Here is a 21362-nt window from a genome sequence, read left to right as displayed (position 1 = left end):
GCCGGCGCTTCACGCAGCCGTCGACCCGGTTACCTGAGCCGAAATTGCGTCCGGGCCATACTCGTCTTCACCGGAGATCTTCAGGATTTCCTGCAGCCGTGTGCGGGCGCGGCTGACGCGGCTCTTGATCGTTCCGACGGCGCAGCCGCAGATCTCGGCCGCTTCCTCGTAGGAGAAGCCCGACGCGCCGATGAGGATAATGGCTTCGCGCTGGTCTTCTGGCAGCAATTCGAGCGCGCCGCGAAAGTCTTCGAGGTCAAGCTGGCCGTGCTGGGCCGGGTGAACGGCAAGCCTGGCCGTCATGACGCCATCGCTGTCCTGCACCTCGCGGCCGCGCTTGCGCATCTGCGAATAGAATTCGTTGCGCAAGATCGTGAACAGCCACGCCTTCAGATTGGTGCCGGGCTGGAAGCTTTCATGCTTGTCCCAGGCCTTGACCAATGTTTCCTGCACCAGGTCGTCGGCCTTGTCGGCGTTTTGCGTCAGCGACACGGCAAAAGCCCGCAGGCTCGGGATCGAGCCGAGCAAGTCGGTCTTGAAGCCCTGAGAGACGGCCGCCATGCTTCAGTCCTTCTTTTGTACAGGTTCGGCCTTTTCCAACTGGCTGAGCAGTTGGGCGAAGCGATCCGGCACATTGTCGGAGACCAGCTCGTCATAGTATTGTTTGAGTTTGCGGCCGATTTCCGAGTTCGGCCCAAGCGGGTCGCGGGAAGCGGCCCGGCGCCCGTTGCCAACGCCAGCCGTGGTAGCTTTCGTCATGTTCTTCATTTCGCCCTTCGTCCCAGCCTTAAGCCGCCCTTCAACACATAACGCAAGGCAAGCGGCAGCCTCGTCTGGTTGCCCAACCCGCCTTTAAACGCCAGCCTCACATATTAGTTCCGCACGATTGGAACCTTTTTCAAGGAGCCAGCGTTTCAATTGCTGGGCTTGCAAACCGTTTTTAGCTGTAACATGCAATCACGTCATATGAGGGAGACGTCCACTATGAGCCTATCAGCAACCATCGCTCCGCACCTGCCGTTCCTGCGCCGCTTCTCGCGCGCCGTATCCGGATCGCAAGAGAGCGGCGACGCGCTGGTCGCCGCAATGCTCGAGGCCATCATTGCCGATGTCGACATCTTTCCGGACGCATCGAACGACCGCATCGCGCTCTACAAGGTCTTTGCCAAGCTCTTCACCTCGGTGGCCATTCGCGTTCCGCAGGAGCATGCCCAGTCGGCATGGGAACAGCGCGCCGCGGCCAATCTGAATGCAATTGCGCCTCGTCCCCGCCAAGCCTTTCTGCTGGTTGCGGTCGAAGGCTTCAGCGAAGACGAGGCGGCGGAGATTCTCGACGTCGACGAACAGCAATTCTCCGAACTTCTCGCGCAGGCGAGCAACGAGATCTCCCGTCAGGTGGCAACCGACGTGCTGATCATCGAGGATGAGCCACTGATCGCCATGGACATCGAGGAAATGGTCGAAAGCCTCGGCCACCGCGTCGTCGGAACGGCGCGCACCCACGCCGAGGCGGTGGCGATGTTCGGCAAGGCGCGGCCAAAGATGGTGCTTGCCGATATCCAGCTTGCCGACGGCAGTTCGGGCATTGCGGCCGTCAATGAGATCCTGTCGTCCACCTCGGTGCCGGTGATCTTCATCACCGCCTTTCCCGAGCGCCTGCTCACCGGCGAGCGGCCGGAACCAGCTTTCCTGGTTACCAAGCCGTTCAATCCGGACATGGTCAAGGCTCTTATCAGCCAGGCCCTGTTCTTTGACCGGCACGCGAAAGCCGCGGCATGAAACAGCGGGCGGCCGAACTGCGTCCGCCGAGACAGCCGCTCCCTCGGATCAGATGGGCGTGACGCCGGCTCAATTCACTGGCAACCAACTGGGGCAACCAACTGGACTTTTCCACACACCGCGGCAATTCGGGCCCTGAAGATTTTCAGCATCGTCTTTTTCGGAAAATGGTGGAACAAACGGAGGCGAATCACGTTTTCACCGCAGCATTGGAAGGAGATCGATCATGCTTTACTGGGCGCTCGTATTTCTTGTCGTGGCGATAATCGCCGGTGCGCTTGGTTTCGGCGGCATCGCTGGCACCTCGGCCGGCATAGCGCAGATATTGTTCTTCATCTTTCTCGCCTTCCTGATCATATCGCTTATTGCCGGCCTGATCAGACGAGCGTGAATGCCAAGCGGCCATTCAAGCGAACACTGGAAGCCGCACCCCTCAAACGGTTTCCAGCCACCGCCGGGCAGTGTCCTCCAACGGGATGCCGCTCGGCGGACCGCTTTTTAAGGCTTGATACGAACCTCCTCCTTTTGGAACCCATTTTTCCGCGAACCGTTCAGCCCGACATGGGTTGAGCAAATTGACCGATGCGTTCCAGAGTCGGAAAAATGAAAGACCGCGGCCAGAGTGATGAGATCATCGCTTTGCATCCCGCCGAAAGCGGGATGCAGCTTGGCCGGGCCCTTCTCCATGCACTGCACAATGCCGGGATTTCCGTCCTGTACCAGGATCGCGAGATGAAGACGGTGTGGGCGCGCAACATGCGCGCCCCCTGGACTTCCGATGCCTCCGACAACAACGGCATCTTGCCGCCGGCGCAGGCGGAGCGTATCGGCGCCGCCAAGCACGACGTCATCGTCTCCGGCAATCCTCAACATCTTGAACTCAGCGTGCCGGCCGATGACGGCGCCCGCTGGTTTCAAGTGTGGATAGACGCCGACCGCAGCGAGACCGGCGCGGTGCAGGGCGTCGTGACCACCATGGTCGAAACAACCGAGCAGAAACGCCGGGAGCAGACGTTGAAGGCGCTGCTGCGCGAAGTCAGTCATCGCTCCAAGAACCTTTTGGCCATTATCCAGAGCATCGCCACCCAGACGGGCCGTTATTCCGGCAGCATTGACGATTTCCTGACGCGCTTCCGGGGCCGATTGCAGTCGCTGGCCTCCTCGCAGGACCTGGTTACATCATCCAACTGGCGGGGAGCGGCGCTGCGCGAGCTGGTTTCCGGTCAGGTCGGCAGGTACGGCGCGGATCCCTTGCACAGCCTGCGTTTCCGCGGCGCAAATCCATATCTCAACCCCAATGCCGCCTTGCACATCGGCTTGGCCATGCATGAGCTTGCCGTCAATTCGGTCAGCTATGGCGCACTGTCGCGCAGCGACGGTTTCGTCGAGGTGACGGCCGATCTGACGGCAGCTTCGGCTGGCGAGCCTGCGCTGTCGCTGACATGGGCCGAAGTGATCGGAGCCAACGACAATCAGCGCAGCGAGAAACGTTTTGGCAGCGTCGCGCTTGAACGCGTCGTGCCCACTTCATTGAATGGAACGGCGACACTCGAAATCACCGGGAACCGCCTCGAATACCGCCTTGTCGTTCCTCACGGCAATTTCGAGACCGATTGAACGAACGGCGGTCGGCGCGAGAAGGCTTGTAGCGCACCGCCGACTTTAACCGACTGTTCACCATAAAGTCCGATCCTGTGCGAACGTGCCGATCCACCGGACATCGATTGAGTTTGGCACAAAATGAAAGGAATGGGCCTTGACGGCTGCCGACTTGAACAGACTGGAACAGGCCGCTCGCGTCTCGATGGGCGGTTTTCAGGATCCCGACGCGTCCGCAGCGCCCGCGCCTCGTGCTTCGCCCCTCCGCTTCGCCGCCGTCGCGCTTATGGCCGCGATCGTCCTGACCGCCGCGTCCCAACTGATCTGAATCGAACTCGCCTCTGCTTGATCGCTTTGAAACCACTGCCCGAGTGCTCGGCCGTGCCCGTTCGCGGTCACCGACCTGCAAGGCCAGGCCCAACATGTCGTCGCCAGATGCCTTGCCGTCGATCCGGCGCTCGAGGACGACCATGACGGGATCGTCTGGAAGTGCGTCCCAGCGGCACGCTCGATGCGTCCTTGGAGATTTCCGGGTTCGTGGTAGCATCGAACGGCGCACGCCCCGAAAAAGACTATCTTAATCAACAATGAAATCGTGCGGGCAAAGGCCGCACTTTCATGCTAAATGGCGGCTGGAGCTTATTAAAGTGAGGACAAAAGTGAGGATGACTCCATGCGGAAGATGATTATTGCCATGGTTGCCGTGGTTGCGGTCAGCGGCTGCACCACCACGGAAGAGAACGTGGGTATCGGCACTGTGGGCGGCGCGCTCATTGGTGGCGCTGTCGGCGGCGGCAAGGGCGCTTTGATCGGCGCCGGCGCCGGTGCGATTGGCGGTCTGCTCGTTCGCCGTCTGCAAAATGGCTACTGCCAATACAGAGATCGTCACGGCCGGATTTACACAGCTCGCTGCAACTAGTTTCGAGCTCCAGGCGAACAGCAAACGCGGAGGCAGGCCACCTGTCTCCGCGTTTGCTCTTTAAAGCGCTGTTGCGATGCGGCCCACGAGACGGCGTTTCAGGCCGGCAGCGGAACCCTGATTTCCACGTTCAAGCCATCTTCGCGAAAATCGCGCCTGATTGTGCCACGCAATTCGCGCGTGACGTTGAGATCGATCAATCTGGTGCCAAAACCGCTCTTTGCCGGTGTCTCGAGCTTCTTCTGACCGGCCTCGCGCCAGTTGAGAGCCAATGTCCGGGTGCCGCTACGGGCTTCGAGCGACCAGTCGACCTTCAGCGCACCGACTGAATTGCCGGCTTCGCCATGCTTCAGCGCATTCGTCGCCAGTTCGTGAAAGACGAGGCCGAGTGCCTGCGTCGTCTTTTCATCGAGAAGGACCTGCGGTCCCGACAGTAGCCCTTCAGGAAGCTCGCTGCCGAACACCTGGCCTAGCTCGATGCGCAGCAGGTCGCCGAGATCGGCTTTCTGCCAGCGTGAGCGCGTCAGCATGTCCTGGGAAGCCGCCATCGCCTGCAGCCGGGCCGAGAAAGAAGCCGAGAATTCCTGGACGTCGGTGGTGTGCGATGCTGTCTGGCGCGCGATTGCCAGCACCCGCGTGATCGAGTTCTTGATGCGATGCTTCATCTCCTGCAGCATCAGGTCTTTTTCCAGCAGGCTCTTTTCGGTCGTTTCGTGAAGCAGCGAGACCGCCTCATAGGCCCGCTCCTGATAGCGGGCCACCAGCGCGATGGCGCCCGCAAGCAGCAGTCCGAACAATCCGAGCATCACCGGGATGGCGCGCGAGGAAGGTTGCGAGAAAGCACTTGTCGGCCTGAACAGGACGACCCACGGCCGGCCGGCGACGGTGATCTTGCGGGTGACCAGCAGCCTGTCGCCGAGGCTCGAAACAGGCGGCGTTTCCGATTGGAACAGCAGGTTGTCGCTGTCCACCGTGCCGTCATAGATCTCGGTGTTGACCGGCAGCAATGGTGCCCGGCTGAGCGCAGCCTGGAACAGATCACGGGCGCGGAAGGCCGCATAAAGGAAGCCGGCAGTCGAGGATCTCGTCGCGTTCACGGCGTCCGGCGCGGTTTCGACATTGAGCCGGACGAAGACGAGGAACCCGGTAAAGGTCTGCGCGGCACCCGTATCCTTGCCGAACTGCACGAGCCCGCTGGCGTGCTGCTGGTCGTCGGCCATCGCCTTTTCGATCGCCTCGCGCCGCGCCGGCCCGGTGAACATGTCGTAGCCGATGCTGGATTTGTTGGACGGATCCAGTGGTTCGAACAGCACGATGGGCGTACGCCACGGTAAGTTCGTGTCGGGATAGATCGGATGGCTTGCGCCGTGATCGTGCAGGATGTCGCGCTCGACCGCCGCCTCGTTGCCAGTTTTCGCCAGGCGGAGGAAACCGATGCCGCGCAGGCCGGCGAAATTATTGTCGATGTCGATCGCGTTGAAGAAAGCCTTGAACTCGCCCTGCGAGATACCGCCATTGCGTGCGTCGAACAGCGCCCGGGTCGAACGCAACAGCGACAGGTCCAGGTCGATGCGGCTTTCGATCCGGTTAAGCGCGTCGTCTGCCGTCGCCTCGAATTTAATGCGGGCCGCCTCCTGGGTGGCAAAATAGGCAAAACCCGCCATCGTCAGGCTGATCAGCGCGACGGCGATAAAAGCGACGGTCGGAAAAAGCTTCTTCAATTGCTGATACGTCCCGTGGACGGTTCGGCATCTTTATGGGCAAGTCCCGACGCCAACACAATGGCGAGGCCAAAGCATGGTGACGGCTGGCACATTTTGGCGGCTTGTGATTAGCCGGCTAATTCTCGTTCATGCGGCGATCTTCAGCGCGCCCGGCCCCGGAATGGCGCCGGGTGGACACTTGCCGAGGATGATCATGCCGAGCACCTCGTCCTGGGTGACGTCGGTTGTGCGCGCCGTTCCGACAACCCGACCGTTCTTCATGACGCAGACACGGTCGGCAAGCTCGAACACGTCGTGAATATCATGGCTGATCAGGAAGATGCCGATGCCGTCGGCCTTGAGCTGCCTGACCAGTTCGCCGACCTGCGCCGTCTCTTGCGGCCCGAGTGCCGCCGTCGGCTCGTCCATGATCAGGATGCGAGCATTGAACAGGATGGCGCGGGCGATCGCCACCGACTGCCGCTGGCCGCCCGAAAGCTTTACCACCGGCTCCTTGAAGCGTTGGAAACGCGGATTGAGCCTGCCCATCACCTTGCGCGCCTCGGCCTCCATGGCGACGTCGTCGAGCGTACCCCAGCCGGTCATCAGCTCGCGGCCGAGAAACAGGTTGGCGGCCGCATCGACATTGTCGGCCAGCGCCAGCGTCTGGTAGATCGTCTCGATGCCGTACTTCTTGGCGTCGCGGGGATTGGAGATCGAAGCCTCCTCGCCGTTGACGAAAATCTGGCCCGCATCGCGCTTGTAGGCGCCGGACAGGATTTTTATCAACGTCGATTTGCCGGCACCGTTGTGACCGAGCAAAGCCATCACCTCGCCCGGGAAAAGGTCGACAGAGGCATCGTCGACGGCGCGAATGCCGCCGAAAGCGATGGAGATGTTGCGCATGTCGATCAGCGGCGTGGGAGCGGTTTTGTCTGCCATGCTCGTCCTTCCTCCCTAGAGGTCCTGCTTGAGCACCAAGTTGTACGAAAACCGGTTTCCACCTTGCGGGATCATGCTCAGACCCGTTTGCGATAGACGGTATCGAGCCACACCGCGACCACCAGCACGGCTCCGACAACGATGCTCTGCAGCGGCGAATCGATGCCGAGCAGCACCATGCCGGACTGCAGCGACTGCATCAAAAGCGCGCCGAGCATGGCGCCGAGCACTGTGCCGGAGCCGCCGGCGAGCGACGTGCCGCCGATCACCGCCGCCGCGATGACCAGGAGCTCGTCCAGCGTGCCCAGCGCATTGGTCGACGAGTTCTGCCTGGCTGACGAGATCGCTGCGGCGATCGTCGCCAGCACGCCCATGATCATGAACACCTTCATGGTCACCCAGCGCGTGTTGATACCGGCAAGGTTGGCTGCTTCCGGATTGCCGCCGATGGCGAAGACATAGCGGCCGAAACGGGTGCGCTTGGCGATGAAGGTCATGATCAGCCCTACGGCTACAGCCATCAGCACGGGTATGGCGATGCCATGGGCGATGAACAGCCCGCCTTCGGGAACGGTTATATTGTTGGCCGCCGCATATCTGTTCACGATGCCGACCGGCCAAGGATAGGAATTGGCAAGCCATATGGCGCCCATGATGACAAGGCAAGTGACGGCCCCGAGGAACGTCTCGGCCCAGATCGGGCGTAACGGGAAGCGGAACCGCTTGCGCTGCACCCGCCCGTTGAGCAGCATGAACACAACCGCCAGGCACGCGACAATTCCGACGATCCAGCTCCATCGCGCGCCGATCGAACCCGTCGGTCCGCCGCCCATCAGCTGGAAAGTGGCATCCAGCGGCGCAATCGTCTGCCCACTGACGACCCACCATGCGGCACCCCGCCAGACCAGAAGGCCGCCCAGCGTCACGATGAAGGCCGGCACCTCGAGATAAGCGATGATGTATCCCTGGAACGCTCCGATCAGAAGGCCAAGCGCCAGGCCGATGGCCAGTGCCAGGATCCAGATCCAGGGGTTGCCTAATTGCAGACCGACCATTCGCACCAGGAAATGCACCTGCGCAAAACCCATGACCACGCCGATCAGGCCTTCGGCGGAGCCGACCGACAGGTCGATATTGCGCATGACGATAACCAGCACCATTCCGGCGGCCATTATGGCCACGGCCGAAGTCTGCACCGACAGGTTCCAGAGATTGCGTGGCGTCAGGAAGGTCCGGCTGTCGAAGTCGAACGGATTGACGCCGAGCCGTACGCTAGAAATGACATGCAGGCCGACCCAGATGACCAGCAGCGCGCCGACCATGCCGAGCATGCGCGTGTCGAGTTCGGTTGCCTTGAGAAATCGGGCAACGATGCCGAGCTCGGATTCCCGTGCCCGGTCTGCCGTGTTGTCGACCGGCGTGTTGGACGTCGTGTCGGTCATGATGTTTCTCCCGCCGGGTTGCCGTCTGCCGCGGATGCCGGAAGCAGCCTAGAAGTTATCCGCCGGAAGCGGAAAAACAACTCTTGTTGAAAAAACGCCGCGGCGAGCGGCCGCGGCGTTCGGACTTCTCGGAATCGTCGGCTCAGTTGCAGACTGGAACAGTGCCAGCCGTCACGCCGGCGCAGACCTCTTCTTTCTTGATCCAGCCGGCGTCGATGACGACGTTGAGGTTGTCCTTGGTGATGGCGACCGGGGTCAGGAACAGCGACTTGACGGTATTGCCGCCGGGCGTGGTGAAATCCTTCACGCCGGCAATGTCGGTCATCTGCTTGCCGTCGGCCAGTTGCGAGGCGATCTCGGCGGCATTCTTGCCGAGCTCGCGCGCATCCTTCCACACCGACACGGTCTGTGTGCCGAGCGCGATGCGGTTCAGCGCGGCGTGGTCGCCGTCCTGGCCCGAAACCGGAACCGATCCGGCCAGCCCTTGCGCCGTCAGCGCGGCGACGACGCCGCCGGCAGTGCCGTCATTAGCGGCGACCACGGCATCGACCTTGTTGTCGTTGGCGGTCAGGAACTGTTCCATGTTCTTCTGAGCGTTGGCCGGCAGCCAGCCGTCCGTATAGGCCTCGCCGACATTCTTGATCTTGCCGCCGTCGATGGCCTCCTTCAGCACCTCCATCGAACCGGCAAACAGGAAATCGGCATTCGGATCGGAACCCGAACCCTTGATGAAGACGTAGTTGCCTTCCGGCTTCACCTTGAAGACTTCGCGGGCCTGCATGCGGCCGACTTCCTTGTTGTCGAAGGTCAGATAGAACACGTCCTTGTTCTCGATCAGCCGGTCATAGCCGACGACCGGGATGCCTTCGTCCAGTGCCTTCTGCACGGCCGGCCCGATGGCCGAGGCGTCCTGCGCCAGGATGATCAGTGCGTTGGCGCCCTGCGAGATCAGGCTCTCGACGTCGGTGAGCTGCTTGCCGGGGTTGGACTGTGCGTCGGCGGAAATATACTTGTCGCCTGCGGCCTCGATGGCCGCCTTCATTGCGGCCTCGTCGGTCTTCCAGCGCTCTTCCTGGAAGTTCGACCAGGAAACGCCGATGACCTTGTCTTTAGCCTGCGCCACCGACGCCAGCGCCAGCGTCATGGCGACACCCGCCAGAATGGCGGTCGTGAATTTCTTCATCATATCCTCCCTGCGCCGCGTACGGCGTGACCAATTGGCTCAAAGACCAGCTTAGAAGCTCTAATTTTTTCGAGCCTCGAAAAAATACTGGCCCGATCTCCGGCTGCTGTCAACATCGATTCTGATGGATTTTGATGAGTCTGCGAGTTTTTTCGAGCGTCGGAATAAACGATGACAGCGCCACCTGCATCTGACACTATTTGCCTGCATCCGACACTATTTGTCGGACATTACCGACGGCTTCCGGTTCATGAGCGGCCGCGGCAACCGGGAGGAAAGCAAAACAATGTCGGTCGGAATCCGCCATGACGATTTGCGCCGGCGCAACCGGGCGATGGTGATCTCGGCGGTGCGCCGGGCCGGCCAGCCATCGCGTACTGAGATCGCAGCTACCACCGGCCTCAGTCATTCGACCATATCGGCGATCTCTTCCGACCTGATACGGGAAGGCATCCTCGCCGAGAGCAAGGCAAGTGAGCCCGTTTCGTTGAAACGCGGTCGTCCGCAGGTCGGCCTCGCCCTCAATCCGGAAGCGGCGGCGGTGCTGACCGTGGTGTTGTCGCTGAATTTCCTGTCGGCCGCCATTATCGACTATACGGGACAGGTGGTCGCCGAGGAACAGCGCCGGCTGGACACGCTGACCATGCCGCGCGACGAGCTGATCCGTGAATGCATGGCCATCGTCCGGCGCCGGCTGCAGGATCCAGACCTTGACGTCCGCAGTGTCGCCCGCATCGCCCTGGCGATTCAGGGCATTACCGACTCCCCTGCACGCGCCATGCTGTGGTCGCCGATCACGCCGCAGACCGACATCGCCTTTGCCGACATGCTGGAGGGCGAATTCGGCATCCCGGCAACGGTGGAGAACGACTGCAACATGATGGCGGTGGCTTTGCGCTGGCGCAATCCGGATCGCTATCGCGACGACTTCATCGCCATCCTGCTTTCGCATGGCATCGGCATGGGGCTGGTGCTGAAGGGCGAACTGTTCACCGGGACGCATTCCTCGGGCGGCGAATTTGGCCACATGATCCATCGTCCGGGCGGCGCGCTCTGCCGTTGCGGGCGGCGCGGCTGCATCGAGGCGTATGCCGGCAACTACGCCATCTGGCGCAACGCCAGGCAGATGAGCGAAGACAGCGAACCGGTCGCCGACGTCAGCGACGCCGACATGCGAGCACTGGCGGCCCGGGCGCGCGAGAAAGATGGGCCGGAACGCGAGGCCTACCGCAAGGCCGGCGAAGCGCTGGGTTTCGGTCTCGGCTCGCTGTTCGCGCTGATCGATCCGGCACCGGTCGCGATGGTCGGCGCCAGTGCCGCCGCCTTCGATCTGATCGAGCCGGCCTTGCGGAAGGCAATCGCCCAGACCGCCGGCGGCCAGCATTCAGGCTCGATCTCCTTCGATACAGAGCCGAACGAATTGCCGCTGATCCGCGAAGGCTGCGCGATGCGGGCGTTAAGCTTCGTCGACCAGGAGATTTTCGCGCCGGGCGCGCAAATGAGGCCCAGCGTCAGAAAGAACGTAGCATGACCAGGCGGGTCAATCTTCCCTGATCGCATAGCCGGCACCGCGGATGGTGCGGATGACATCCGGCATCCGGCCGTTGTTGACGGCTTTGCGCAGCCGCCCGACATGCACGTCGACGGTGCGTTCGTCGATGTAGATTGTCTCGCCCCAGACATTATCGAGTAACTGGCTGCGCGAGAAGACACGGCCCGGATGCCGCATCATGAACTCGAGCAGCCGGAATTCGGTCGGCCCGAGCCTGATTTCGCTCTTCTTGCGATAGACCCTGTGCGATTCGCGATCGAGCACGATGTCGCCGACCTTCAGCACGCTGGACAGCACTTCCGGCTTGGCGCGCCGTAGCAGCGCCTTGACCCTGGCCATGAATTCTGGTGTCGAAAACGGTTTGACCAGATAGTCGTCGGCGCCGGTCGAAAGACCGCGCACCCGGTCGCTCTCCTCGCCGCGCGCGGTCAGCATGATGATCGGCAGCCGCTCGGTTTCGGGGCGCACCCGCAACCGACGACAGAGCTCGATGCCGGAAACCGCTGGTATCATCCAGTCGAGCACCAAAAGGTCGGGCACATTCTCCTGCAAACGGATCTCGGCTTCGTCGCCGCGTGTCACCACCTCGACCTGGTAGCCTTCGGATTCGAGATTGTAGCGGAGCAGCACACCCAACGGCTCCTCGTCCTCCACCACCATTATGCGTGGTGCGATCATCGGCTGGGCACCCCCATCATGTCACCGGTGCGGACATTGTCGTTTCGTCCTGCTTCGGACGATTGACCGGCAATTGCTCGCCGGTCAGCACATAATACGCATTTTCGGCGATGTTGGTGACATGGTCGCCGATCCGCTCCAGATTCTTGGCGCAGAACAGCAGGTGCGTGCAAGCGGTGATGTTGCGCGGATCTTCCATCATGTAGGTCAAGAGCTCGCGGAACACGGACGTGTATTTGACGTCGATGCGCTCGTCGGCGGCACGCAGCTTGGCCAACGCGGCCGCATCGCCTGCAGCATATTCCTCGATGACACCCTGCACCTGGATGAGAACCAGTTGCGCCATCGCGTCGATGGAATGCGACAGGTCCCGCGGCGTGGCGCTGAGGCCGACCGCACTCACGCGCTTGGCGATATTCTTGGCAAGGTCGCCGATGCGTTCGAGGTCGCCCGCCATGCGGATCGCTCCGACCACATGGCGAAGATCGTGGGCCATCGGCTGGCGTTTGGCGATGAGGGTGATGGCGCGGTCGTCCAGTTCGCGTTGACGCGCATCCATGATGGCGTCGTCGGAAACGACGCGTTGCGCCAGCACGTTGTCGGAATTCAACAGGGCCTTGGTCGCCCCGCCGACCATCGAACCGGCGAGGTCGGCCATGTCGCGGATCAGCTTGCTGATCTGCTCGAGATCCTCGTCGAAAGAAGCGACTGTGTGTTCGCCCATGGTCCTGTCCTCATATGCATGATCGGAACGGCTCAGCCGAAGCGGCCAGTGATGTAGTCCTGCGTGCGCTTCTCGCGGGGCGACGTGAAGATCTTCTCGGTCCGGTCGAACTCGACCAGCTCACCCAGATACATGAAGGCGGTCTGGCGCGACACGCGCGCCGCCTGCTGCATGTTGTGGGTGACGATGACGATCGTGTAGTCGGCTTGCAACTCGTCGATCAGTTCCTCGATCTTGGCGGTCGACAACGGGTCGAGGGCCGAAGCCGGTTCGTCGAGCAGAATGACTTCCGGCTTCACCGCCACCGTGCGGGCGATACAGAGCCGCTGCTGCTGGCCGCCGGACAGGCTCAAGCCGCTGGCGTTGAGCTTGTCCTTGACCTCGCTCCACAGCGCGGCGCGCTTCAACGCCTGTTCGACGCGGCCGTCCATCTCGGACTTGCCGAGGTTCTCGTAGAGCCTGACGCCGAAGGCGATGTTCTCGTAGATCGACATCGGGAACGGCGTCGGCTTCTGGAACACCATGCCGATCTTGGTCCTGAGGAGGTTGAGATCCTGCGACCGGTCGAGAATGTTCTTGCCGTCGAGCAGCACCTGGCCCTCGGCCGTCTGTTTTGGGTAGAGCTCATAGATGCGGTTGAACACACGCAGCAGCGTCGATTTCCCGCAACCCGAAGGGCCGATGAAGGCCGTGACGCTGCGCTCGGGCAGCGACAGGCTGATGTCCTTCAGCGCCTTGCTCTGGCCGTAGTAGAAGTTGAGGTTCTTGACCTCGATCTTCGTCTTCTCGGCTACCGTTTCGGCCATCGTCATGTCTGGGGACAACATCTGTGTCATCTGTCCTCTCTGCGTCCGGTAAGGCTGCGGGCGAGGATGCTCAAGCCCAGAACCGTCAGGGTGATTATGAGTGCGCCGGTCCACGCCAGTTGCTGCCATTCCTCGTAAGGGCTGAGAGCGAACTGGAAGATGGTCACCGGCAGGCTGGCCATCGGCGCGTTGATATTGCTGCTCCAGAACTGGTTGTTGAGCGCGGTGAAGAGCAGCGGCGCCGTCTCGCCGGAAATGCGTGCTATCGCCAGCAATATGCCGGTGACGATGCCGGACAATGCGGCGCGGTAGGCGACCGAACGGATCACCACCCAGCGTGGCGCGCCGATCGCGGCACCGGCTTCACGCAACGCGTTCGGCACTAGGCTGAGCATGTCTTCAGTGGTGCGCACGACCACCGGAATGACCAGGATGGCAAGCGCAACTGCGCCGGCAATGGCCGAGAAATGTCCCATTGGCCGCACCATCAGCTCATAGACAAACAAGCCGATGATGATCGACGGCGCCGACAACAGGATGTCGTTGATGAAGCGGACGACGGTGGTGATGCGCGAAAAGCGTCCATACTCGGCCATGTAGGTTCCCGCCAGCACGCCGATCGGCGTGCCGACGACAACGGCGATGATCGTCATCAGCAGGCTGCCCGCGATGGCATTGAGCAGGCCGCCGGCCTCGCCCGGTGGTGGTGTCATCTCGGTGAAGACCGCGAACGAAAGCCCGGCTGTGCCCTTATAGACCAGTGCGCCGAGGATGAGCGCCAGCCAGGCAAGCCCGATGCCGGCGGCGACGACGCAAAGCGCCATCATCACCGAATTCCTGGCTTTGCGGCGGCTGTGGAGCGATGAGGATGTCGACATCGGTCAGGCTCCCGTACGGGCGTCGATCCGCATCAGCATATAGCGGGCGGCGGCAAGGATCAGGAAGGTGATGACGAAGAGGATCAGGCCAAGCGAAACCAGCGAGGAGGTGTAGAGGTCGCCGTCGGCCTCGGTGAATTCATTGGCGATGGTCGCCGAGATCGTCGTGCCCGGCGCGAACAGGGAGGCACTGATGCGGTGGGCGTTGCCGATGACGAAGGTCACCGCCATGGTCTCGCCGAGTGCCCTGCCGAGGCCAAGCATGACGCCGCCCATGATGCCGATGCGGGTATAGGGAATGACCACGCGCCGGGTCACTTCCCAGGTCGTGCAACCGATGCCATAGGCCGATTCCTTCAGCACCGCCGGCACCGTATCGAAGACGTCCTTGGTGATCGAGGTGATGAAGGGCAGCACCATGATGGCGAGGATCAGCGCCGAGGTCAGAAGGCCGATGCCGTAAGGAGGGCCGGCGAAAAGGCTGGATAGTCCCGGCACGCCATGGAAGATGTTGATGATGAAGGGCTGTATCGTCGTCTGCAGGAATGGCGCGAACACGAACAGGCCCCAGATGCCGTAGATGATCGAAGGAATGCCGGCCAACAGCTCGACCGCTATGCCGATCGGGCGCCTGAGCGGGCGCGGGCAGAGCTCGGTGAGAAAGATTGCAATGCCGATGCCGATCGGAACCGCGATCAGGATGGCAATGGCCGCCGTCACCAGCGTGCCGTAGATCGGCGCCAGTGCGCCAAATTTTTCCGTAACAGGATTCCAGCTCTCAGTCGTCAGGAAAGAAAAACCGAACGACGACAGCGCCTGCCATGAGCCGGCAAACAGCGAGATCGCGACACCGCCGAGGATGACCAGCACAAGAATTGCGGAAGCGCGGGTAAGTCCGCGGAATATGGCATCTGTGAGCGCGAAGCGCCGCACCGTAGCTTCCCTGGCCCGGGCTGCTGCAGATGATGGCATGGCATCGGAAGCGATGGTCATTGGGTCCTCGCGATTAAAGGCAACAGGGAGGGCGCCATCGACGCCCTCCCTGGAGGAGATTACATAGCCGAGTAGAGCGGCTTGCCGTCGTCGCCGACGACTTCCTTGGCCCACATGGCCTTGACGCTCTCAACCACCTTGTCGGGCATCGGAACGTAGTCCAGTTCGCCGGCCATCTCGTCGCCCTTGTCGTATGCCCAGGCGAAGAATTTGAGCGCTTCGCCGGTGGTCGCGGCATCATCCGGCTTCTTGTAGAGCAGGATCCACGTTGCCGCCGTCATCGGCCAGGACTCGGCGCCCGGCTCGTTGGCGAGGATGACGCCATAGCCCGGCTGCGAGCTCCAGTCGGCATTGGCCGCTGCCGCCGAGAACGCCGCCGCGGCGGGCTCGACCTTCTTGCCGTCCTTGTTGATCATATCGGTGTGGGTGAGCTTGTTCTGCTTGGCGTAGGCATATTCGACATAACCGATCGCGCCGCCGGTCTGGGAAACGTTGTTGGCAACGCCCTCATTGCCCTTGGCGCCGATGCCGACCGGCCATTCCACGGCCTTGTCGACGCCGACCTTTTCTTTCCAGTCCGCGCTGACGTCGCCGAGGTAATAGGTGAAGTTGAACGTCGTGCCCGAACCATCGGAACGGTGAACGACCGCGATCGCCTGCGAAGGCAGCTTGACGTCCGGATTAAGCTTCTTGATCGCTTCGTCATCCCAGCTCGTGATCTTGCCGAGGAAGATGTCGGCCAGCGTCGGGCCGTCGAGAACCAACTCGCCCGGCTTGATGCCTTCGAGATTGACGACGGGAACGATGCCGCCCATCACCATCGGGAACTGAGCCAGTCCGGTCGCTTCAAGCTCGTCGCCCTTGAGCGGCGCATCCGAAGCGCCGAAGGTAACGGTCTTGGCTTTGATCTGCTTGATGCCGCCGCCGGAACCGATCGACTGGTAGTTAAGGCCAACGCCGGTGTCTTTCTTGTAGGTGTCGGCCCACTTCGCATAGATCGGGTAGGGGAAGGTGGCGCCGGCGCCGGAGATGTCCGCGGCGAGCGCGGCGGACAGGGTGAGGGTGGTCGTCGCCGCAGCCATTGCAATCGCAACGGCCGCCGAGCGGATGAAATGTCTCATGTGGCCTGCTCCTGTTCGGAATATGGTCTCTCGGCGCCATTCCTCCGGCGCCCGCTGAGGCCAATAGCCCCCGATTATTACAGTCGCATGACAGTTTCATGTCGCTCCGGTAACGGCGCCCAGCCGGGTTAAGAAGGAGCGGCCGCGGGCTTTGTCGGCATGGGCCGCGGTTTGCCGCTGGAATCAGCAGCTTGCGTGAATTCCGGCCGGCATCGTCTGCTCGGCGATCGTAGCCACCGGCTTTAAAAGAAAAAAGCCGGACGGGAGCGCGTTGCATGCAGCCAGAACGTGTCATGGCCGCGCCATCGCCGAAACAGGTCCGTTGGGGTAAATCTGACCCTGTTTCTTGCCGGCGGTCGCTGCTCCCGCCCGTAACTGGAGGAGCGGAACTTCGAATATCCCATTGTCGCCACTGAGCGCAGCTTTGGTATGGTGCGATCGCACCATGGCCTTACGCTGGAAGCGTTGACGAATCGCAAGGTTCTAACTCGCGCTGGACCTCCATCCGCGCCCGACCCGGCGCTCGATCTTCGAGCAACGCCTTCGACTGGAAGTGCGACGACTCTACTTCACGGTATCTACTCCCTTCGCCCTATTCCGCCGGTTGTCGGTTAGGCCGAAGCAGCGTTATAAGCTTGCAGGGGTATTGCTGATGTCTCGACGGATTCTGCCTGTCTTCCTGTGCCTGGCGCTGCCTCTGGGAAGCGGCTGCGCGCGCAGCAATGACGGCACCGTCATCATTCCCAAGCCGCTCGATGTTCGCCGTTTCTGGGACAGGCCTTCGCCGCAGGCGCAAGCCGAACAGTCGCAACTGGAGACCGACGTCTTTCCAGTGGCGCCGCAAACGCCGAAAAGGCCGGCGGTGCGCAGGAGCGCGGCTTCCGTTGCAACGCCTCGGAGGAGGATCACCAACAACCCGCCCATGCTGTCGCCGGAGCCGACGAAGCCGCTAACTTGCAAGAATGTCAGCGAGCCCGGCAAACGGGCCCGCATGGTCTGCGAATAACCAGCCGACGTCCGTCGATGCGTACGGCTCCAGGCCTTGAAGCGGCTATCCGGCCAGCCGTCTCGGAACATCGCCCGCCCTGGTCAGTCCGCCGGGAAAAAGGCCGGCCCGACCACTCTCACCGGCCGCGCGCCGATCGCTTTCTCGATCGACTGATGCTGGGCAATCCCTGGCACCTCGAAAACCGGCGTTTTTGCCCCTGCGAGAGCGGCACCGGCAGTTTCGATCCCGGATTCAGGAATTTCCGCGACGACGCCAAGATCCGGCTTTGCCGTCGGCAACGGAATGATGGCGTTGCTCATGTTGGCCGGTGTCACGGTTCGTGCCCTGAGCTCGGCGACGCGCCGGTAATAGCGCTTGACGTCGCAGGCATTGAAGTTCGCGTCGTCGCGGTACCGGAACGCGGCAGGTAGCTCCACATAGGGTTTTCCCGACTCGAGCGCGACCATCTCCTCGGTCTCGCGAGTGGCGTCGCTCAGCGTATAGAGGTCGACGCCGGCATCGTCGCAGATGTAGCGACACTGATCGACCGTTTCCTTCAGATCGTCGCCCTTGGCGAACTGCGATTTTGGCGCGGGGAAGAAATATCCGTCCGACAAGCGAACGCAAAACAGCATCCGATTGCCGCCAATTGTTGTGCCTGCGGACTGGGCCTTGGGTGCCGTGCGTTGCTGCGCCGGCTGTTTCTTGGCAGCGGGGGCGGCGCAGCCCAGCGCGACAAACCTGGCCTTCAATCTGGACGTGTCCCTGCTCGAATTCGACAGTCTGGCGATCTGCCGTTGCACCTCCGCCTTGCTGCTGACCAGGTCGGCGCAGGGATTGAAGAAGAAGCCGGCCGTTTTCGCCGTGCATCTGCGTTGTCTCTCAAGCTTTTGAATCGCGGCGAGTTGCCGGCGCAGTTGGGCAAGCTCGGGGCTGGTCCCGCCGCTGCGCCCCGCCGAAAGCAATTGGCTCCTGATGGCACCGCAGCTATCCGCGTAGGAGAAGGATGTGCCGAGCGCAACGGCTATTGCCGACACCAGCATCAGAACCGTGAGGGGCCAGAAGCGTGTCACTGGAACGACCATTATCCTTGTTGCACCGAGAACAGGATTTCTTTGTCGACTATGGATAAGTACTAGCTAAATCAGTCTTTCCTAATTGAAGTAGATCAAACCGCCACCAGAGACTTTAGCTCTAGTGTATTAGATCCACTCGTGTAAATTCAATATTACATTTTTATTTCAAGATTGAGACGAACCGGCAGCAACGCCGGCGGACGCCCGCCACGGCGAAGTTTGATACGCGCGGCGGGTTCGGCATCGCGATCAATCCGGCGTTACCGGCCGGCCGTTGCTGAAACCTTAGCCCTGGGATCGGCGTTGAGCGGCCAAAGGAGGAGACCGCAAATGTCGATCCACTTCACTGTCGCGGACCTGACCAGGAATCTGTTCCATTCACTTGGGTTGGACCATGAACGCGCACCGAGGCCACTCGACCACGAGCAGGGGCTTTTGCTGGAGTGCTATCTTGCCGGCCAGATACCGGAATCGGCCTGGAGCGACTATGTCTTCGAGATGCCGGAACTGGCGCGACATGTCGAGGCGAGACGAAGGCGCCACTAAAGCGCATCGCGGTCGACCGGGCCTCATGCGACGCGCTTAGGTTCTTGTCTAATGCATGTCGTTGTCGCAAAACCGCTGCACACTTTTGCGCGACATGCATTAGGTCCCGAAAAGTGGAATCCGGTTGTCGGAAAAGATCAAGGCGAAGCCTTCACTCGCGGTGCAACCTGTTCTTGTTTGGGCGAGTTGAATTGCAGAGTGAACACCTTGCCCGGGATGCCTTGAGCCAGCGCCGGTGAAAAGCTCAACGGCAGGCAATGGTCCACGGCCGCGACCGCCGCGTCGACAAAAGCTTGGCGCGTCTTCTCCTCGCCGGCGACGCGGATGGCGGTCGGCTTGGGCCGGCCGATCAGCGTGCCATCGCGCCTGAAGCTGAAGCTCAGGGTGACGGTGGAATTCCCGGCATTCGCCGGAGGGGTCCAGCACGCCTGGATGGCAGCCCCGACCTCGGGCATGGTGTTGAGCGTCGCTGCATTCGATTGACCGGTTGCGCCCACCAGCATGGCGCCTGCAATCACCATCATTCCAGCAATGCTTTTCATGGCAGGGCCTCTGTCCTTGAACCGCCCTCGAGGACGGGACGAACTTCGATGGTAGGGCCGACAGCGGCGATGACAAGATGGCGGCGACGCGTTTCATCAGCCATGCAGGCGTCGTGAAACGCCGTCTGGCGCAACTTCGACAGGGGCTGAAATAAGCAAAAGGCCGGCGCGCAGCCGACCTTTGCTTTCCATCCGCGCCAGTACATCCGTGGTCGCGGGCTGGAGGTGGATTCAGTAGAAAGGGTTTAGGTTAACGAAACCTTAAGCTCCCCACATCGTGCAAACAGGGGAGATTAAGAAAATCCCCAGTTCATTACCGGCTCCTGCAGACGTGCGGACGACCGCTATTGGCTTGTGCCTCAGGCGTTGGCCTGCGACCGCACATAGGCGATATAGCCGCGCACGTCGGCGGCCGGGTCGGCATAGGCCTTGCCGAGCTTCTTCTCGATCGCCGCCATATAGTCTTTTGCCCATTGGGGCAGCGCGTAGTCGATGACGGCGAGGAACTCGAGCGTCGCCGCCAAACGGATGTCGGCGATCGACGGGTTCTTGCCGCCGATGAACGGCTTGCCGTTCCTGAAGAAGCTGTGAAACACCTCCAGCGGCTCGGCTATCGCTTCTATAGCGGCCTTCTGGGCTTCCGACTTCTTGTCGGGATGAGCGTCGCTGTGGCCGACCTCGCCGGCATATTGCGGGAAATTCAGTACAGGATATGTGGCGCGCGCCACATAGGGGTAGAGCGTGCCGATCAGGTAGAACATGGCGCTGTCGATCATTGCCCGCTTGGCCGGCGCCTTGGGATATAATTTCTCCAGCCCGTGCTTGTTGGCGAGATACTGCATGATGGCGCAGCTTTCCCACAAGACACCTCTCGGCAGGCCCTTGTCCTCGATCATCGGCGTAAGATGGGCCGGGTTTCGCGCCATATATTCGGGCGAGCGCGTGAGGCCCCAAACGTCGGTTTCGGAATGATCGAGCCCGGCGGCGCGTGCAAACACCCGAACGCTCATATTGTTGACGCTGGGCTTCAGCATGCTGAGCGTGAGCGCCGGCTTTTTCGCAGGCTTCGCCTTGACCTTCGCGGGCTTTTTGCCGGAGACCTTCGTCGCCGGCTTTGCCACTTTCGCCGCTGACTTGGCGGCGGCTTTGGCCGCCGGCTTCGCTCCTGGTTTGGCTGCCTTGGCGGCGGGCTTTTTCGCACTCTTCGTTGCTGTCTTTGCCATTATGTCCTCCCTTTGTTTGGCGTGTCGTCAGTATGGATTTTTCGGTGCGCGATCCTCCGACAAGGTTGCGCGCAAGTGCTCGACAAGCGCCTGGATCGCATCGGCAAGGTGCACTTCGGCGATGTTGTAATCGCCGCGCGCGACGCGGATCTTGTGCGCCTGCATCAGCACGTCGGCATGGGTGAAGCCCGCCGGCGGCTCGAAACGGTAGGAGGCGAGCTCGATTAGCAGGCCGAGCGGATCCTCGAAGTAGATCGAATCCATGAAACCGCGATCCTTGACGCCGCTGTGCTTGATTTCACGCTCGTTGAGCCGGGCGACCGCCTGCAAGAAGGTGACGCGCGACACCGCGAAAGCGATGTGATGGACGCAGCCCGTATCGGTCGGCGTGCGCCGCTTGACCGGCGTGCGGCTCTCGTCGGTGAAGACGGTGATCAGCCGGCCGTCGCCCGGATCGAAATAGAGATGGCTTTCGCTTGGCTTGTCGAGGTTGGGCTGCTCGAAGATGAAAGGCATGCCGAGCACGCCCTCCCAGAAATCGATCGAGGTCTGACGTCCGGCGCCGACCAGCGTGATGTGATGGACGCCTTGCGATTGTAGTTTTTGCATCTGACTCCTCCCGGCCACGCCGTCTTGCCGCCGAACGGAAGTTCGGATGCCCAGTCGCG

The 21362-nt window shown here is 61.6% G+C and carries 24 protein-coding genes; 8 read left to right on the top strand and 16 right to left on the bottom strand.

Annotated features, from left to right (window positions below; all coding sequences use genetic code 11):
• Positions 1-9: 9 nt before the first annotated feature.
• Together NKI97_RS29235 and NKI97_RS29230 are read right to left on the bottom strand one after the other, a co-directional pair.
• Complete coding sequence (locus tag NKI97_RS29235) at positions 10-561, bottom strand: sigma-70 family RNA polymerase sigma factor (RefSeq protein ID WP_023678544.1); 552 nt, start codon at positions 559-561, stop codon at positions 10-12.
• Positions 562-564: 3 nt separating this feature from the next.
• Positions 565-768, bottom strand: coding sequence for a NepR family anti-sigma factor (locus NKI97_RS29230; RefSeq protein ID WP_023720919.1), 204 nt, complete (start codon positions 766-768; stop codon positions 565-567).
• A gap of 216 nt (positions 769-984) precedes the next feature.
• Between NKI97_RS29230 and NKI97_RS29225 the strand changes: the two genes are divergently transcribed.
• From NKI97_RS29225 to NKI97_RS29205, 5 genes are all read left to right on the top strand, one after another.
• Positions 985-1779 (top strand): response regulator, encoded by a 795-nt coding sequence (locus tag NKI97_RS29225; protein ID WP_352451151.1) that lies wholly within the window; start codon positions 985-987, stop codon positions 1777-1779.
• Positions 1780-2005: 226 nt separating this feature from the next.
• Positions 2006-2170, top strand: coding sequence for a DUF1328 domain-containing protein (locus NKI97_RS29220; protein WP_023678541.1), 165 nt, complete (start codon positions 2006-2008; stop codon positions 2168-2170).
• A 191-nt stretch (positions 2171-2361) separates the two neighbouring features.
• Positions 2362-3396, top strand: coding sequence for a sensor histidine kinase (locus NKI97_RS29215; RefSeq protein ID WP_352451150.1), 1035 nt, complete (start codon positions 2362-2364; stop codon positions 3394-3396).
• Positions 3397-3535: 139 nt separating this feature from the next.
• Positions 3536-3706 (top strand): hypothetical protein, encoded by a 171-nt coding sequence (locus NKI97_RS29210; protein ID WP_023678539.1) that lies wholly within the window; start codon positions 3536-3538, stop codon positions 3704-3706.
• Between the two features lie 345 nt (positions 3707-4051).
• Entirely contained in the window at positions 4052-4297 is a 246-nt protein-coding gene (locus NKI97_RS29205) for a YMGG-like glycine zipper-containing protein (RefSeq protein WP_006328050.1), read from the top strand.
• A 98-nt stretch (positions 4298-4395) separates the two neighbouring features.
• Here NKI97_RS29205 and NKI97_RS29200 read toward each other — a convergent pair whose 3' ends face one another.
• The 4 genes from NKI97_RS29200 to xylF all read right to left on the bottom strand — a co-directional run bounded on the left by NKI97_RS29200 (position 4396) and on the right by xylF (position 9567).
• Positions 4396-6018 (bottom strand): CHASE domain-containing protein, encoded by a 1623-nt coding sequence (locus NKI97_RS29200; protein ID WP_352451149.1) that lies wholly within the window; start codon positions 6016-6018, stop codon positions 4396-4398.
• Between the two features lie 129 nt (positions 6019-6147).
• Positions 6148-6942, bottom strand: coding sequence for an ATP-binding cassette domain-containing protein (locus NKI97_RS29195; RefSeq protein WP_292655543.1), 795 nt, complete (start codon positions 6940-6942; stop codon positions 6148-6150).
• A 77-nt stretch (positions 6943-7019) separates the two neighbouring features.
• A complete protein-coding gene (locus NKI97_RS29190; protein WP_352745272.1) occupies positions 7020-8384 on the bottom strand; it encodes a sugar ABC transporter permease in 1365 nt (454 codons plus the stop codon).
• A gap of 142 nt (positions 8385-8526) precedes the next feature.
• The gene (xylF, locus tag NKI97_RS29185; RefSeq protein ID WP_352451147.1) at positions 8527-9567 is read right to left on the bottom strand and encodes a D-xylose ABC transporter substrate-binding protein; all 1041 of its coding nucleotides are present in this window, start codon (positions 9565-9567) and stop codon (positions 8527-8529) included.
• Between the two features lie 286 nt (positions 9568-9853).
• Between xylF and NKI97_RS29180 the strand changes: the two genes are divergently transcribed.
• The gene (locus tag NKI97_RS29180; protein ID WP_352451146.1) at positions 9854-11098 is read left to right on the top strand and encodes an ROK family protein; all 1245 of its coding nucleotides are present in this window, start codon (positions 9854-9856) and stop codon (positions 11096-11098) included.
• 9 nt (positions 11099-11107) lie between these two features.
• On the opposite strand, the gene phoB is transcribed toward NKI97_RS29180, so the two are convergent.
• Genes phoB through pstS form a run of 6 tightly spaced genes read right to left on the bottom strand, consistent with a single transcriptional unit; the run spans position 11108 to position 16319 of the window.
• Complete coding sequence (phoB, locus tag NKI97_RS29175) at positions 11108-11797, bottom strand: phosphate regulon transcriptional regulator PhoB (RefSeq protein WP_031212149.1); 690 nt, start codon at positions 11795-11797, stop codon at positions 11108-11110.
• Positions 11798-11813: 16 nt separating this feature from the next.
• Positions 11814-12521, bottom strand: a complete 708-nt coding sequence (gene phoU / locus NKI97_RS29170) for a phosphate signaling complex protein PhoU (RefSeq protein WP_023678534.1) — start codon at positions 12519-12521, stop codon at positions 11814-11816.
• Positions 12522-12553: 32 nt separating this feature from the next.
• A complete protein-coding gene (gene pstB, locus NKI97_RS29165; RefSeq protein WP_352451144.1) occupies positions 12554-13357 on the bottom strand; it encodes a phosphate ABC transporter ATP-binding protein PstB in 804 nt (267 codons plus the stop codon).
• The gene (gene pstA, locus NKI97_RS29160) at positions 13354-14205 is read right to left on the bottom strand and encodes a phosphate ABC transporter permease PstA (protein WP_352677846.1); all 852 of its coding nucleotides are present in this window, start codon (positions 14203-14205) and stop codon (positions 13354-13356) included. The genes pstB and pstA overlap by 4 nt, the downstream gene beginning before the upstream one ends.
• Positions 14206-14208: 3 nt before the next feature.
• Positions 14209-15198: a phosphate ABC transporter permease subunit PstC gene (pstC, locus tag NKI97_RS29155; protein WP_352634128.1), complete on the bottom strand. Its 990-nt coding sequence runs from the start codon at positions 15196-15198 to the stop codon at positions 14209-14211.
• Positions 15199-15257: 59 nt separating this feature from the next.
• Positions 15258-16319 carry a phosphate ABC transporter substrate-binding protein PstS gene (gene pstS / locus NKI97_RS29150; RefSeq protein ID WP_352451140.1) on the bottom strand — a complete coding sequence of 354 codons (1062 nt, stop codon included), beginning with the start codon at positions 16317-16319 and terminating at the stop codon, positions 15258-15260.
• A 652-nt stretch (positions 16320-16971) separates the two neighbouring features.
• On the opposite strand from pstS, the gene NKI97_RS29145 reads away from it, so the two are divergent.
• Complete coding sequence (locus NKI97_RS29145) at positions 16972-17325, top strand: hypothetical protein (protein WP_352745264.1); 354 nt, start codon at positions 16972-16974, stop codon at positions 17323-17325.
• An 83-nt stretch (positions 17326-17408) separates the two neighbouring features.
• Here NKI97_RS29145 and NKI97_RS29140 read toward each other — a convergent pair whose 3' ends face one another.
• On the bottom strand, positions 17409-18380 hold the full coding sequence (locus NKI97_RS29140) for a DUF2865 domain-containing protein (protein WP_352745261.1): 972 nt from the start codon (positions 18378-18380) through the stop codon (positions 17409-17411).
• Positions 18381-18713: 333 nt separating this feature from the next.
• On the opposite strand from NKI97_RS29140, the gene NKI97_RS29135 reads away from it, so the two are divergent.
• Positions 18714-18929, top strand: coding sequence for a hypothetical protein (locus tag NKI97_RS29135; RefSeq protein WP_352451137.1), 216 nt, complete (start codon positions 18714-18716; stop codon positions 18927-18929).
• A 137-nt stretch (positions 18930-19066) separates the two neighbouring features.
• Here the strand turns inward: NKI97_RS29135 and tolA are convergent, their stop codons facing one another.
• From tolA to NKI97_RS29120, 3 genes are all read right to left on the bottom strand, one after another.
• The gene (tolA, locus tag NKI97_RS29130; protein WP_352621549.1) at positions 19067-19471 is read right to left on the bottom strand and encodes a cell envelope integrity protein TolA; all 405 of its coding nucleotides are present in this window, start codon (positions 19469-19471) and stop codon (positions 19067-19069) included.
• A 359-nt stretch (positions 19472-19830) separates the two neighbouring features.
• Positions 19831-20694, bottom strand: a complete 864-nt coding sequence (locus tag NKI97_RS29125) for a glutathione S-transferase family protein (RefSeq protein ID WP_352745257.1) — start codon at positions 20692-20694, stop codon at positions 19831-19833.
• Positions 20695-20721: 27 nt separating this feature from the next.
• Positions 20722-21303: a VOC family protein gene (locus NKI97_RS29120; protein ID WP_352619700.1), complete on the bottom strand. Its 582-nt coding sequence runs from the start codon at positions 21301-21303 to the stop codon at positions 20722-20724.
• Positions 21304-21362: the final 59 nt, after the last annotated feature.

Source organism: Mesorhizobium sp. M0296, from assembly GCF_040321675.1.
Lineage (GTDB): Bacteria > Pseudomonadota > Alphaproteobacteria > Rhizobiales > Rhizobiaceae > Mesorhizobium.
The sequence above is the reverse complement of the archived record's forward strand: the minus strand, read 5'-3'. Positions and strand labels throughout refer to the sequence as shown.